The following is a 14626-nucleotide window of genomic DNA, read 5'->3' as shown; positions in this document are numbered from 1 at the left end:
ATTTAAATACCTGGGAAGCGGATAGGAGCTTTTTTATTAGATTTATTGGCTTTTTGATTTACTGTTGCTGGTTTACTTTTTTTGATACTTTTGTTCATTTCTTTTACAAGAGCACCGACTCGTCTTTTTTCTAAAAGCTCTTTTTCGTGCTCAATTCTTTCCTCCTCATTTGGTGCAGTCAATAGTATTTCTAATTTTTGATTTGGAAGAGTGATGATATCGCCAATACGAATTTTCTTTCCGCGACGAGTTTCGAGATCTCCATTAAAATAAACTTGATTTTCTTGAAGAAAACTTTTAATAGCACCACCACTTTGAATGATTCCAACTTCTTTTAATAATGCTTGTAAAGTAATATATTCATCAAATAATTTGTATTTCATAATTCACCTCAATCTTTGTCATTATATCATAATTGGGTGAAAAGATGATATTAAAATTATTCAAACGTATCATGAAGAAAACGTTTTAAGATGAAAGAATAATACTTGAATGAGAAATTAAGCACTGTTTCGTGATATAATAGAGGTCAATAAAAAAAGAAGATGAGGGACGATATGGAGTTGGTTTCTGGAGTAGATCTCCATTTTATAACATCCAAAAAATTTAAAACCAATCGAATAAAAATAAGATTTTCAGCTCCAATGTCTATGGATACGATAGCGGGACGCGTACTGGCTGCAAATATGCTCGAAACAGCTAACGAAATTTATCCCACGTCACAGATCTTTCGTGAGCGATTAGCAAATCTTTATGGTGCGAACTTTTCAACAAGACTATCACGAAGAGGACTCATTCATTATGTAGATTTAGATATTTCCTTTGTTAGTGATGCATTTTTAAGTCGTAAAAATACATTAACAGGAGAGATACTTAATTTTTTAAAAGATAGCTTGTTAAAACCTTTAGTAGATGGAAGGGCTTTTAATCGAACTGTTTTTGAAGTTGAAAAGAAGAATGTACTTAACGATTTAAAAGCTGAAATTGAGGATCACTTTTATCACGCTCATCAAGAACTGAATAAATTATTTTATACAAAGCAAGACATGCAAATTCCTCATTTTGCCACATTAGATTTGGTTGAAAAAGAAACTCCAAAAAGTAGCTTTGCAGTTTTTCAAGACATGCTTCAAAATGATAAGATTGACATATTTTTTATAGGTGATTTTAATGAGATTGAAGTCTATGAACATTTAAAGATGTTTGGTTTACACCCTCGTCAACCTGAGTTACACTTACATTATCATCAAGAATTTTCGAATGTTTTAAAAGAGGGATTGAAACAAAATGATGCTCATCAATCCATTATTGAATTAGGATATCATTTTTCAGTTCAATATGGAGATAGGAATCATATCCCTCTTGTTGTATTGAATGGACTTTTAGGTGGTTTTGCTCATTCAAAATTATTTGTTAATATTCGTGAGAAAGAAAGTTTAGCTTACACGATTTCAAGTAGTATTGATATTTTTTCAGGTATGATGCGTATTTACGCTGGAATTGACAGGAAAAATAGGACTAAAACAGTCAGTTTAATTTATCGACAAATTGCAGATTTGAAAAAGGGACGTTTTACAGATGAAGACTTAAATCAGACTAAAAAAATGCTTCGAAATACGATGCTCCTTTCTTTAGATAGGCAAAATACATTGATAGAACGAGCTTATATGGCGTCTGTTTTGCAGAAAAGATTTATGTCAATTGATGTTTGGTTAAATGCTTTAGAAACAGTCACTAGAGAAGATATTATCGTCATTGCAAAACAACTCAAACTACAAGCAGTTTATTTCATGGAAGGAAAATAATGCAAATTTTAAAAATGGAGAGAAAGGATTATCCGGCAGTTGGGGAAGTAGTCTATCAAACTACTTTGCAAAATGGTTTAAGAGTGTTTCTTTTACCCAAACAAGACTTCAATGAAACTTATGGGATTATGACAGCAAATTTTGGGTCAATTGATACTTGTTTTATTCCGCGCGGTTCTAATCAAGTTGTTCAATATCCTGCAGGAGTTGCTCATTTTTTAGAACATAAATTATTTGAAGATGAAAATGGCCAGGATATTTTACAACAGTTTGTTAAGTTAGGAGCTGAGAGCAATGCCTTTACAAGTTTTACTAAGACCAGCTATCTTTTTTCAGCGACGGACAATATTTTAGAAAATGTGAGATTGTTGCAAAGTTTACTAGAAAATGCTTCTTTTACCGAGGAGTCAGTTCAACGTGAACAGGGAATTATTCAACAAGAAATTAGCATGTATCAAGATAATCCAGATTATTGTTTGTTTTTTCATACTTTAGCAAATCTTTATCCAGACACTTCATTAGCAGAAGATATTGCAGGAAGCATTGAATCAGTTGCGGAAATAACAGTTGAGGATTTGAATGAAAATTTTGAAACCTTTTATCATCCATCCAATATGAGCCTATTGTTGATTGGCAATTTTGACTTAGAAAAGACTATTACTGTTATTCAAGAGCAACAAGAACATCTGGATTCTTTTGCTAAACAAGGACTCATTCAACGCTCTTCTCTTACGTTAAATCCTATTATTGCTACTGGAAGTGTACGAATGGAAGTGGCAAGTTCTAAGCTAGCAATCGGGTTACGTGGAAATCAATCGTTAGCGGAAGTTGATTTATTTCGTTATAAAATTGGTTTAAAACTGCTATTTGCAATGATGTTTGGCTGGACATCTAAAAGATTTCAAGCGCTTTACGAAGTTGGAAAAATAGACAACTCTCTATCGTTAGAAGTTGAGGTAGAAAAAGATTTTCACTTTGTGATGTTGACAATGGATACTAGTGAACCAGTTACTCTATCTCACCAATTTCGTTCGGCAATTCGGGATTTTGAAAAAGATCCTGATGTGACAGAAGAACATCTTGATACTATAAAAAGTGAAATGTTTGGTGATTTTTTGCATGGGCTCAATTCGCTAGAGTATATTGCAACTCAATATAAAACCTTTTCAGAAGGTGAGAATTTATTTGATTTACCCAAAATATTGCAGACAATTAGTTTAGTTGATGTGATTGAGATAGGACATTATTTTATTGATTCTTGTGACATGATTGATTTTACTATTTTTCCAAAATGATTTCATGTTTTAGTGAAATTTGGTAAAATAGTGTTTAATAGAAAGAAGGCTGAGGCGTATGAGAAAAAAAACAATTGGTGAAGTCCTGAGATTGGCTCGTATCAATCAAGGGATGAGCTTAGAAGATTTACAAAAGAAAACAGATATTCAGTTGGAGTTACTAGAAGCTATGGAAGCTGATGATTTTGATCGTCTCCCTAGTCCTTTCTATGCTCGTTCTTTTCTAAGAAAATATGCTTGGGCTGTTGATTTAGATGAGCGAATTATTCTTGAAGCTTATGAAGAAGGAAGCATGATTACTTATGATGAAGTGGACATTGATGAGGAAGAGAATTTTAGAAGCCGAAGAACGAAAAGGCAGCGAACTTCTTTTTTGCCATTATTCTACTTAACCATTCTAGCATTAGCTATTTTAGTCTTTGTTAGTTATTATGTTTGGACATATGTTCGTCATAATTCGTTAACCACAAATCCTTCATCAAGTTATAGTGTTGTAAATAAACAAACAACTACTTCATCTAGCTCAAATGATGGATCTACTTCTAGTGAATCTTCTAACAGTTCCAAAACAAATTTGACTGTATCGGGAAACGGCAGCAACTTGACAGCGATATTGACAGGAGCAGTCAAACCTGTCAATTTAAAACTATCTGTTAATGATACAACTAGCTGGGTAAGTGTTACAGGTACAGACTTAGAAGGTGGTGCAACATTAAGCCCTGAAAATCAAAGTGTGTCAACCACTATTTCACCAGGAACTACATCAACAATTACTCTTGGTGTGGTTCAAGGTGTGACAATTACAATAGATAATCAGCAGATTGATACATCAGGCTTGACAAGTTTGACAGGTACAATTACACTTATAATAAATAATTAAGGAAATGAAAATGAAAAAAGAAAATATTCCCAATGCTTTAACTTTGTTACGGATTGCTTTAATTCCAATTTTTATTTTAGTTCTATCCTTAAGTTACTCTGTTGGAATGCATGTTTTTGCAGCGATTATTTTTGCAGTAGCTAGTATTACAGATTATTTAGATGGCTATTTAGCTCGTAAATGGAAAGTTGTAACAAACTTTGGGAAATTTGCTGATCCTATGGCAGATAAGTTATTAGTAATGTCAGCTTTTATTATGTTAATTGAAATGAATATGACACCTGCTTGGGTTGTTGCAATTATCATCTGCAGAGAGTTAGCTGTGACAGGTTTGCGGTTATTATTGGTTGAAACTGGGGGGACAGTCTTAGCTGCTGCTATGCCAGGAAAAATAAAAACATTTACGCAGATGTTTTCCATTATTTTTTTGTTATTGCACTGGACATTGCTAGGACAAATTTTGCTATATATTGCATTGATTTTTACGATTTATTCGGGTTATGACTATTTCAAAGGAAGTGCCTATCTCTTTAAAGATACATTTAGATAATATGAAAAATATCATTGACGTTCAGCATTTAAAGTATAAATATGATAATCATGTAGAGGACTATATTCTTAAAGATGTGACGTTTCACGTGAAACAAGGAGAGTGGTTGTCTATTGTAGGTCATAATGGCAGTGGCAAATCTACGACAATTCGTTTAATAGACGGTCTGTTAGAAGCAGAAAGTGGCGAGATTATCATTGATGGAGATGAATTAACTCTTGAAAATGTATGGGAAAAGCGCCGGCATATTGGGATGGTTTTTCAAAATCCAGACAATCAATTTGTGGGAGCAACCGTTGAGGATGATGTCGCTTTTGGTTTGGAAAACCAAGGGATGGATTACCAAACGATGTTTGACAGAGTTCAAGAAGCGTTAGATATTGTTGGAATGCAAGACTTTAAAGAACGTGAACCAGCAAGACTTTCTGGTGGGCAAAAGCAGCGTGTGGCTATTGCTGGTGTGGTTGCTTTGCGTCCTGATATCGTTATTTTAGATGAAGCAACTAGTATGTTGGATCCAGAAGGGCGTTTAGAGTTAATTCAGACAGTTAAAAAGATTAAAGATCAACATGGTATGACTGTTATTTCTATCACACATGATTTGGATGAAGTAGCTCTTAGTGATCGAGTTTTGGTGATGAAAGAAGGACAGGTAGAATCGACTAGTACACCAAGTGAGCTTTTCTCACGAGCGGATTTAGAGGATTTAGGTTTAGATGAACCTTTTACAAATCAAGTAAAAGCAACTTTGATGAATTCAGGCTTTCAATTGCCAAAGCGCTATTTAACAGAAAAAGAATTGCAGGATTATTTATGGGAATTACTTTAGAAAATGTTAGTTATACTTATCAAGCAGGCACTCCCTTTGAGAGTCCTGCACTTTTTGAAGTCAATTTAGAAATAAAAAATGGATCATATATTGCTTTGGTTGGTCATACAGGTAGTGGAAAATCAACTATTTTACAATTACTGAATGGACTTTTAGTGCCAACTGAAGGAAGTGTTGTGATTAATGATGTCAAAATTACTTCGACATCTATAAACAAGGATATTAAACAAGTACGTAGAAAAGTAGGATTGGTTTTTCAATTTGCTGAAAGTCAGATTTTTGATGAGACAGTTTTAAAAGATGTTGCTTTTGGTCCACAAAATTTTGGAGTATCAAAAGATGATGCTGAACGTTTAGCACGTGAAAAATTAACTCTTGTCGGAATTTCAGAAGAATTATTTGAACGTAGCCCATTTGAATTATCTGGAGGACAAATGCGTCGAGTAGCCATAGCTGGTATTTTAGCGATGGAGCCAGAAATTCTTGTCTTGGATGAGCCAACAGCCGGTTTAGATCCCGCTGGACGAAAAGAATTGATGAGCTTATTTAAGCGATTACATGAAGCAGGAATGACCATTGTTTTGGTAACACATTTGATGGATGATGTTGCTAATTTTGCGGATACTGTCTATGTGATGGAAAAAGGAAGACTAGTCAAAAGCGGAGAGCCTCGGCAAGTTTTCCAAGATGTAGCATTTATGGAAAGTATTCAACTAGGAGTTCCCAAAATTACAAAATTTGCACAAGAATTAGAAAATAGAGGGCTAACTTTTCCATATTTACCTATCACTATAGAAGAATTTAAGGAGGTATTCCATGGATAGTATGATTTTGGGGCGATATGTTTCTGGAAATTCAATCATTCATCGACTAGATCCTCGCAGCAAACTTTTGTCAATGTTTTTCTTTATTTTAATTATCTTTTTAGCAAATAATATTGTAACTAATGGCCTATTGTTCATCTTTGCAATATTACTAGTTGGGCTTTCAAAGATTCCTTTAGTTTTTTTCCTTAAAGGATTAAGATCTATGGTCTTTTTGATTGCTTTTACTACTTTATTCCAACTATTTTTTACATCTGGTGGCTCGTTGTTATTTCAATTTGGCTTTATAAGAATCACAGAGGTAGGTTTAGCTCAGTCAGGCATCATTTTTAGTCGCTTTCTTTTAATTATTATTTTTTCTACTCTCCTAACTTTAACAACCATGCCACTTAGTTTGGCAGACGCAGTTGAATCATTATTGCGGCCTTTAGCAGTATTAAAGGTACCCGTTCATGAAATAGGGTTGATGTTGTCAATGAGTTTACGCTTCGTCCCTACTTTGATGGATGACACAACACGGATTATGAATGCTCAAAGGGCGCGTGGGGTTGATTTTGGTGAAGGAAGTGTTGTTCAAAAGGTAAAATCAATTATTCCTATTTTGATTCCGTTATTTGCTTCTAGCTTTAAACGTGCAGATGCTTTGGCAACTGCTATGGAAGCGAGAGGTTATCAAGGTGGTGTAGGAAGAAGCCGTTACCGTCAGTTGAGGTGGAAAAAAGAAGACACACTTTCTATTTTTGCTATGTTTGTCTTAGGTTTGATGTTATTTTTCTTAAAAAGTTAAAAAACTTATATTATTGTTAGCAAAAAAACGCCTTTTAAAGCGTTTTTTGCGTATAAAATCAATATTTCTGTAATCTTTGTAATACAATTATAAGATTAGAGTAATATTTTATGTGTAATATAGTATTATACGAAAAAAGGAGAAATTGATATATACATGAAATCAATGAAATTAACGTTATCAGGACTTCTTACTGCAGTTGCTTTTTTTGCAACAGGAACTATTGCAAGTGCTGAATCTTATACTGTTAAATCAGGCGATACTTTATCAGAAATTGCTAAAGAAAAAAATACATCAGTTGAAAAGTTAGTTGAGCTCAATAAAATTAAAAATCCGGACTTGATTAAAGTTGGACAAATTTTAGAGCTTGATGAAGAGAATCTTTCAGCAGGTTCGACAGAGGCTGCAACAGAAGAAGCTGTAACTTATGAAGATGTGACGTATAATGCACCTGCTGCTTCAACTACTTATTCGCAACCAGCTACAGCAAATCATTCTTCAAATGTTGTTCTTTCTAATGGTAATACAGCAGGAGCGACAGGTGCTTATGCAGCTGCTCGTATGGCAGAATTAACAGGTGTTCCAGCGTCAACTTGGGAACAGATTATTGCTCGTGAGTCAAACGGACAAGTGAATGCTTATAACCCATCAGGAGCTAGTGGTCTTTTTCAAACAATGCCAGGTTGGGGTTCAACAGCTACAGTAGATGATCAAATTCAGGCTGCTTATCGTGCATATAGTGCACAAGGGTTATCAGCTTGGAATTACTAAGTGGAATAACAAGAACGGATTAATTAAAAGATGAATAAATCAAGTAAAGATTTATTCATCTTTTTTGTATATCGTAAATATAGTTTACAACTTATGTAAAGTATTATTTATCAATGCTGTTAAAAGATTTTGTGGTGAATTTGAGATAAAATCTGCTCCATTGTTAATTAATTCATCTCGATATCCAAATCCCCACAAAACTCCTAGAGTGTTCATTCCAACGGATTTTCCACCTATCATATCAAATTTGGTATCTCCGATGATAACAGATTGGTTAAGGTTGGCATGAGAATAGTTTAAAGCGCGTGTTAAAACATCGGCTTTATGGTAAGAATTCGGAAGTGAGCCAAAGATGCCATTGAAATGCTTATCAATTTTTAGGTATTGTGCCATTTTATTAGCCATCACTTCATTTTTACTAGTAGTGATATAGATATGATAATCTGAATTTTCTAATTCTAATAAAAGTTCCTTTACACCATGGTAAAGCTGAGTTTCAAACACACCTTTATTTTTATAATATTCTCTAAATAAAGCAATAGCATGATTGATATCAGCTTCTGGAACAACAGAAGCAAAGCTTACTTCTAAAGGTGGTCCAATGAAGGTATCTAACTCTTTGCTATCAGGGGTTTTGATATTTAACGAGGTGAATGCATAGTGGAAAGCATTTTTGATTCCTGCTGAACTATCAACAAGTGTTCCATCTAAATCGAAAAAAATATACTTAAAATTTTGCATAGTCTGTATTTTTATAAGGGAGACAGTCTGGAAGACTGTTGAGGTTGCGAATGAAGAAAAAGAAGGTTTTGTTAAAAGTACTCTTCTCAGCTTGAAAAGTGAACAGTGTTAAGATTTGTCTTGCAAATCTTATCAGCTTCAAAGCGCTACTTTGAGCAACAGTTATTGCAGCGTTGGTGTCTTATACAGTGTACTTTGAAGCTGGAGGTTGTTATCCCAGCTTTTTTGTATAAAAAGAGGTCAATCTCCAAAAATTTCTTTAGACAGTTTACGACCAGTAGGTGTAGTTGCTAAGCCACCTTCAGCAGTTTCGCGAAAAGCAGTTGGCATGCTAACCCCGACTTGATACATAGCATCAATCACTTCATCAACGGGAATTTTAGATTCAATTCCTGCTAAAGCCATGTCGGCTGCAATGAAAGCATAACTAGCTCCCATAGCGTTTCGCTTGACACAGGGAACCTCTACCAAACCTGCAACGGGATCACAGATTAATCCAAGCATATTTTTAATGATAAAACAAATTGCTTGACTGGCTTGAAATGGTGTGCCCCCAGCTGCTAGAACAAGTGCTGCTGCACTCATGGCTGCTGCTGACCCGACTTCAGCTTGACAGCCTCCTTCGGCTCCTGAAATGGATGCATTATTAGCGATAACTAGACCAAAAGCTCCAGCAGTTAATAGAAAGTCTAGTTGTTGTTTTTCAGTAAGTTCTAATTTTTCAATAGCTGATGTAAGAACGGCAGGTAAACAACCAGCACTTCCAGCTGTTGGTGTTGCACAAACTAGCCCCATTTTAGCATTATATTCATTGACAGCAATAGCATTTTTTGCTGCCGTTAAGACAGTGTAATCTGAAAGTGCTTTTCCTGATTGAATATATTTGTGAAGTTTGGTTGCATCACCACCTGTTAAACCACTCCGAGATTTACTTTCATCTAATCCCATAATGACAGAGGCTTTCATAACTTCTAGATTTCTGGTCATCAACCGTAAAACTTCATCTCGTTCACGCCCTGTCAGTTCGTATTCAGTAGCAATCATAAGTTCGGCAACGCTGCCTTGAAAGTCTAAATCAGCTTGTTCTACTAATTCTTTGATTGAATAAAACATAAGTTCTCCTATTTGAAGAAATTGACATTGTGGAGATGAGGAATTTTGCGAATTTCTTCTATTGCTTCCTCGCAACTGCGATTGTCAACTTCGATAATCATAATTGCTTTTTCACCAGCTTTTTCTCTTGTGACATTCATTTGTGCAATATTGATGTTGTAACGAGAAAGTGCTTCAGTAACATGAGCAATCATTCCAGGTATATCTTGATGAACGATAATGATGGTCGGAGTGTTCATACTGAGCGAAACAGAGAAACCATTTAATTCAGTCACTTGGATATTTCCACCACCAATAGAAATACCAGTAACGCTAATCGTTTTCCGATCATTTTTAACGGTTATTTTAGTTGTATTTGGATGTGGAGCATTGCTATCTTTTTGAATCGTCCAGACAATTTTAATGCCTCTTTTATGAGCAATCTCAAGGCTGTTTGGAATTTCAGGATCATCTGTGTCCATCCCAAGAATCCCAGCCACCAGAGCTAGGTCTGTACCATGTCCCCGATAAGTTTTTGCAAAAGAATTAAATAGTTGAAATTCAACTTCTGTTGGCTCGTCATCAAAAATTGATGAAACAATTTTTCCAATACGAACAGCACCTGCTGTATGACTGCTAGACGGACCAATCATCACAGGTCCAATAATATCAAAAACAGATTGAAATTTTAGTGAGTTCATCGTAACTCCTTATAAGTTCATTGTCTTCATTATATCAAAGTTCAGTATATTTTTCTGCCTTTTTAATTGATAAAATGGATGTGACCCAACCTCTAGACTTGCTTCAATGTAACTTTTCTTATAGTAACCTTAAAGCAAAGAAATATAGGGTGGATTTTAGTCTTTCTTCAATTTGTTTGTAATATTTTTAATGAAAGGAAAAACCAAGAGTAATAATTAAGGTATATGATAGTTCTATCATAGAAAAGGAGAATTTAAATGATGTTGAATTTAAATAGCACAAATAAAAAAACAAAAGTAGGTTTAATGAGTTTAACAGCAACAGCGCTGTTCTTTCTTCCTACATTTGCAAATGCAGATAGCTATACAGTAAAATCTGGAGATACTCTTTCAGCTATCGCTGCATCACATAATACAACAGTTGATCACATTGCTCAGAAAAATAAGATTAGCAATATTCATCTGATTAGTGTTGGGCAAGTATTAGAGTTAGATGATACCACTACAACTACTACGGCATCAAGCAATTCTACAACTACTACATCTGGTCTGAGTGCTGAAGATGCAGCAGCAAAAGAATGGATTGCACAAAAAGAATCAAGTGGTAGTTACACAGCACAAAATGGACAATATTATGGTCGTTACCAATTGAGTTTATCTTACTTAAATGGTGACTTATCAGCAGAAAATCAAGAAAAAGTAGCAGACGCTTATGTAGCAGGTCGTTATGGTTCTTGGTCAGCTGCTAAGGCTTTCTGGCTAGCAAATGGTTGGTATTGATGAATACGAGAAATAATTGAGGTTGGGACAAAATGTTCCAGCCTGTTTTTTACGATAGAAGTTGCAAAGTCATTCACTAGATTCCAAGAAACTCTTTTGATGGAGTATCCATTGTTCAATCACTGTCTCAATAGTTGTTATCTATCACATTTTTAGTTTACAGTGGTGTAAAGGTAGAACTATTTGGCTGTTGAAATTTGTTCTTAAACTTATTTCATGTTATAATAAAGCTTGCTCTAAGCGACCTTCAATCGTTGAAAGCACAGCACGACCTTCAATCGTGAAATAACGAAAAGATGGGAGAATACAATGAGTGATAACTCTAAAATTCGTGTCGTTGTTGGTATGAGCGGAGGTGTTGATTCATCAGTAACTGCTTTGCTCTTGAAAGAGCAAGGTTATGATGTGATTGGCATTTTCATGAAAAACTGGGATGATACAAATGAATTTGGTGTTTGCACAGCTACAGAAGACTACAAGGATGTAGCAGCTGTTGCAGATCAAATTGGCATTCCTTACTACTCTGTCAACTTTGAAAAGGAGTACTGGGATCGCGTTTTTGAATATTTCTTGGCAGAATACCAAGCTGGTAGGACTCCAAACCCAGATGTCATGTGTAACAAGGAAATCAAGTTTAAAGCCTTCCTTGACTATGCTTTGACACTGGGAGCAGATTATGTTGCAACTGGTCACTATGCGCGTGTGAAGCGCGATGAAGATGGGACTGTTCATATGCTGCGAGGAGTGGATAATGGCAAAGATCAGACTTATTTCCTTAGTCAGTTATCACAAGAGCAACTACAAAAGACAATGTTTCCGTTGGGACATTTAGAAAAGTCTGAAGTTCGAGCAATAGCTGAAAAAGCTGGTTTGGCTACAGCTAAGAAAAAAGACTCAACTGGTATTTGCTTCATCGGCGAAAAGAATTTTAAAGAGTTTCTGAGTCAATACTTACCAGCCCATCCCGGCCACATGATGACTCTGGATGGCCGAGATATGGGTCAGCATGCTGGGTTGATGTATTATACTATTGGCCAGCGAGGTGGTCTTGGAATTGGTGGTCAGCATGGTGGTGATAATGAACCTTGGTTCGTTGTTGGAAAAGATCTCAGTCAAAATATTCTTTATGTTGGTCAAGGCTTTTATCATGACAACTTAATGTCAACCAGCCTTGACGCTAGTCAGGTTCATTTCACAAAAGAAATGCCAGAAGAATTTACTATGGAATGTACTGCTAAGTTTCGCTATCGTCAGCCAGATTCTAAGGTGACAGTTACTGTAAAGGGTGACAAGGCAACTGTCAACTTTGCAGAACCTCAACGTGCTATTACACCTGGACAAGCTGTTGTTTTTTATGATGGAGAAGAATGTTTGGGTGGTGGTTTGATTGATAATGCCTATAAAAATGGTAAGCTTCAACAGTATATTTAGATTGACATATTTTAGCAATCTGCTAAAATAGATGTAGCAATAACTATGATGGTCAAAGCTCATGGATGTTGCAGGCTTTTTGTCCTGCACTTCTAGAGGTTTGACTTTTTTGGTGAAAAAATAAGGAAAGAAAAGATGACATACAATTTTACTGAAAGTTATGATATTGTCGTAATTGGAGCAGGGCATGCAGGTGTTGAGGCTTCACTAGCAGCCAGCCGGATGGGCTGTAAAGTTTTACTTGCGACAATCAATATTGAAATGTTAGCCTTTATGCCTTGTAATCCTTCTATTGGAGGTTCTGCTAAGGGAATTGTTGTACGGGAAGTGGATGCTCTAGGCGGAGAGATGGCTAAGAATATAGATAAAACTTATATTCAGATGAAGATGCTTAATACTGGGAAAGGGCCTGCTGTTCGTGCTCTTCGTGCTCAAGCAGATAAAGAACTCTATTCCAGAGAAATGCGTAAGACGGTTCAACACCAAGAAAATCTGACTTTGCGTCAAACCGTTATAGATGAGATTCTAGTTGAGAATGGGAAAGTCATTGGTGTGAAAACAGCTACGCATCAAGAGTTTGCTGCAAAGGCAGTTGTTGTAACGACCGGTACAGCCCTGCGTGGAGAAATTATTATTGGGGATTTGAAGTATTCTTCTGGTCCTAATCATAGTTTAGCTGCAATTAACTTAGCAGATAATTTACGTGACTTAGGGTTTGAAATTGGACGTTTTAAAACAGGAACGCCACCACGTGTAAAGGCGGCGTCAATTGATTATGATAAAACAGAAATTCAGCCAGGAGATAAGAAGGCAAACTATTTCTCTTACACTTCTAGAGATGAAGATTATATTAAGGATCAGATTCCTTGTTGGTTGACTTATACTAATGCAGGGAGTCATGAAATTATTCAAAATAATCTTTATCGTGCACCAATGTTTTCAGGAATGGTGAAGGGTGTTGGTCCACGTTACTGCCCGTCAATTGAGGACAAAATTGTTCGTTTTGCAGATAAAGAACGCCACCAACTTTTTTTGGAACCAGAAGGACGAGATACAGAAGAGGTTTATATTCAGGGGCTTTCAACGAGTTTGCCAGAAGATGTTCAAAAAGACTTAGTGCATTCTATTAAGGGACTTGAAAATGCTGAATTGATGCGAACTGGCTATGCGATTGAATATGATATGATTATGCCACATCAGCTTCGTGCTACTCTAGAAACTAAGAAAATCTCAGGTTTGTTTACAGCTGGGCAAACGAATGGGACGTCTGGTTATGAAGAAGCAGCGGGACAAGGCATTGTTGCAGGAATCAATGCAGCTCTAAAAGTTCAAGGAAAACCGGAACTGATTTTGAAACGCAGTGATGGTTATATTGGAGTCATGATTGATGACTTGGTCACTAAGGGAACGGTAGAGCCGTATCGTCTTTTGACTAGTCGAGCCGAATATCGTCTCATTTTACGTCATGACAATGCGGATATGCGATTGACTGAAATTGGACGTAAAGTAGGATTGGTTGATGATGAGCGCTGGCTGCGTTTTGAAATTAAGAAACATCAATATGAAACTGAAATGAAGCGTTTGAATTCTATTAAATTAAAGCCAATTAAAGAAACGAATGAAATGGTTGAAAAATTAGGCTTTAAACCATTGACAGATGCAGTTACAGCGAAAGAATTTTTACGTCGTCCAGAAGTTTCATATCAAGATGTTGTCAATTTTATCGGCTCAGCAGCGGAAGATTTAGATGAAAAAATTATTGAATTGATTGAGACTGAAGTTAAATATGAAGGCTATATTTCTAAAGCATTGGATCAGGTTGAAAAAATGAAGCGCATGGAAGAAAAACGCATTCCAGCAACTATAGATTGGGATGATATTGATTCTATTGCTACAGAAGCTCGTCAGAAGTTTAAGAAAATAAATCCAGAAACTATTGGTCAGGCTAGTCGGATTTCTGGTGTCAATCCTGCAGATATTTCTATTTTGATGGTTTATTTGGAAGGTAAATCACGAAGTATTTCGAAAAACCAGGAAAAAACAAAAAAATAATGATGAAGATACTTGTTCAATAGTATGAACAAGTATCTTTTTCGTGAAAAATGTTTGACAAGTTTGTAAACTATTGAGTTAGTAAAGT

The 14626-nt window shown here is 35.7% G+C and carries 15 protein-coding genes; 11 read left to right on the top strand and 4 right to left on the bottom strand.

Features of this window, described 5'->3' with window-relative positions:
* Positions 1-2: 2 nt before the first annotated feature.
* Positions 3-383, bottom strand: a complete 381-nt coding sequence (yaaA, locus tag H8787_RS09850) for a S4 domain-containing protein YaaA (RefSeq protein WP_003071640.1) — start codon at positions 381-383, stop codon at positions 3-5.
* 174 nt (positions 384-557) lie between these two features.
* On the opposite strand from yaaA, the gene yfmF reads away from it, so the two are divergent.
* The 8 genes from yfmF to H8787_RS09810 all read left to right on the top strand — a co-directional run bounded on the left by yfmF (position 558) and on the right by H8787_RS09810 (position 7741).
* Positions 558-1805, top strand: coding sequence for an EF-P 5-aminopentanol modification-associated protein YfmF (gene yfmF, locus H8787_RS09845; RefSeq protein ID WP_006270362.1), 1248 nt, complete (start codon positions 558-560; stop codon positions 1803-1805).
* Positions 1805-3100, top strand: coding sequence for an EF-P 5-aminopentanol modification-associated protein YfmH (gene yfmH, locus H8787_RS09840; RefSeq protein WP_187327964.1), 1296 nt, complete (start codon positions 1805-1807; stop codon positions 3098-3100). The genes yfmF and yfmH overlap by 1 nt, the downstream gene beginning before the upstream one ends.
* A 58-nt stretch (positions 3101-3158) precedes the next feature.
* Complete coding sequence (gene rodZ, locus H8787_RS09835; protein ID WP_003071635.1) at positions 3159-3980, top strand: cytoskeleton protein RodZ; 822 nt, start codon at positions 3159-3161, stop codon at positions 3978-3980.
* A 10-nt stretch (positions 3981-3990) separates the two neighbouring features.
* The gene (gene pgsA / locus H8787_RS09830; RefSeq protein WP_006270330.1) at positions 3991-4530 is read left to right on the top strand and encodes a CDP-diacylglycerol--glycerol-3-phosphate 3-phosphatidyltransferase; all 540 of its coding nucleotides are present in this window, start codon (positions 3991-3993) and stop codon (positions 4528-4530) included.
* A gap of 1 nt (position 4531) precedes the next feature.
* Positions 4532-5359, top strand: coding sequence for an energy-coupling factor ABC transporter ATP-binding protein (locus H8787_RS09825; RefSeq protein ID WP_006270357.1), 828 nt, complete (start codon positions 4532-4534; stop codon positions 5357-5359).
* Positions 5344-6183, top strand: a complete 840-nt coding sequence (locus tag H8787_RS09820; protein WP_006268841.1) for an energy-coupling factor ABC transporter ATP-binding protein — start codon at positions 5344-5346, stop codon at positions 6181-6183. The genes H8787_RS09825 and H8787_RS09820 overlap by 16 nt, the downstream gene beginning before the upstream one ends.
* Complete coding sequence (locus tag H8787_RS09815) at positions 6176-6970, top strand: energy-coupling factor transporter transmembrane component T family protein (protein WP_003071624.1); 795 nt, start codon at positions 6176-6178, stop codon at positions 6968-6970. The genes H8787_RS09820 and H8787_RS09815 overlap by 8 nt, the downstream gene beginning before the upstream one ends.
* Positions 6971-7126: 156 nt before the next feature.
* The gene (locus tag H8787_RS09810; protein WP_003038249.1) at positions 7127-7741 is read left to right on the top strand and encodes a LysM peptidoglycan-binding domain-containing protein; all 615 of its coding nucleotides are present in this window, start codon (positions 7127-7129) and stop codon (positions 7739-7741) included.
* 84 nt (positions 7742-7825) lie between these two features.
* On the opposite strand, the gene H8787_RS09805 is transcribed toward H8787_RS09810, so the two are convergent.
* The 3 genes from H8787_RS09805 to sdaAB all read right to left on the bottom strand — a co-directional run bounded on the left by H8787_RS09805 (position 7826) and on the right by sdaAB (position 10275).
* Complete coding sequence (locus H8787_RS09805) at positions 7826-8482, bottom strand: HAD hydrolase-like protein (protein WP_006270352.1); 657 nt, start codon at positions 8480-8482, stop codon at positions 7826-7828.
* 240 nt (positions 8483-8722) lie between these two features.
* On the bottom strand, positions 8723-9595 hold the full coding sequence (sdaAA, locus tag H8787_RS09800) for an L-serine ammonia-lyase, iron-sulfur-dependent, subunit alpha (RefSeq protein ID WP_006270347.1): 873 nt from the start codon (positions 9593-9595) through the stop codon (positions 8723-8725).
* 8 nt (positions 9596-9603) lie between these two features.
* Positions 9604-10275, bottom strand: coding sequence for an L-serine ammonia-lyase, iron-sulfur-dependent subunit beta (gene sdaAB / locus H8787_RS09795; RefSeq protein WP_003071619.1), 672 nt, complete (start codon positions 10273-10275; stop codon positions 9604-9606).
* A gap of 258 nt (positions 10276-10533) precedes the next feature.
* On the opposite strand from sdaAB, the gene H8787_RS09790 reads away from it, so the two are divergent.
* The 3 genes from H8787_RS09790 (at position 10534) to mnmG (ending at position 14538) form a co-directional block, all read left to right on the top strand.
* The gene (locus tag H8787_RS09790) at positions 10534-11055 is read left to right on the top strand and encodes a LysM peptidoglycan-binding domain-containing protein (RefSeq protein WP_037598280.1); all 522 of its coding nucleotides are present in this window, start codon (positions 10534-10536) and stop codon (positions 11053-11055) included.
* A 309-nt stretch (positions 11056-11364) separates the two neighbouring features.
* The gene (gene mnmA / locus H8787_RS09785; RefSeq protein WP_187327963.1) at positions 11365-12486 is read left to right on the top strand and encodes a tRNA 2-thiouridine(34) synthase MnmA; all 1122 of its coding nucleotides are present in this window, start codon (positions 11365-11367) and stop codon (positions 12484-12486) included.
* A gap of 135 nt (positions 12487-12621) precedes the next feature.
* The gene (mnmG, locus tag H8787_RS09780; protein WP_187327962.1) at positions 12622-14538 is read left to right on the top strand and encodes a tRNA uridine-5-carboxymethylaminomethyl(34) synthesis enzyme MnmG; all 1917 of its coding nucleotides are present in this window, start codon (positions 12622-12624) and stop codon (positions 14536-14538) included.
* The last annotated feature ends 88 nt before the right edge of the window (positions 14539-14626 follow it).

Origin of the sequence: Streptococcus sp. NSJ-72, from assembly GCF_014334035.1 — a bacterium.
Lineage (GTDB): Bacteria > Bacillota > Bacilli > Lactobacillales > Streptococcaceae > Streptococcus > Streptococcus constellatus.
Note: the sequence above shows the minus strand (reverse complement) of the source record. Positions and strands in the feature narration are given on the sequence as shown.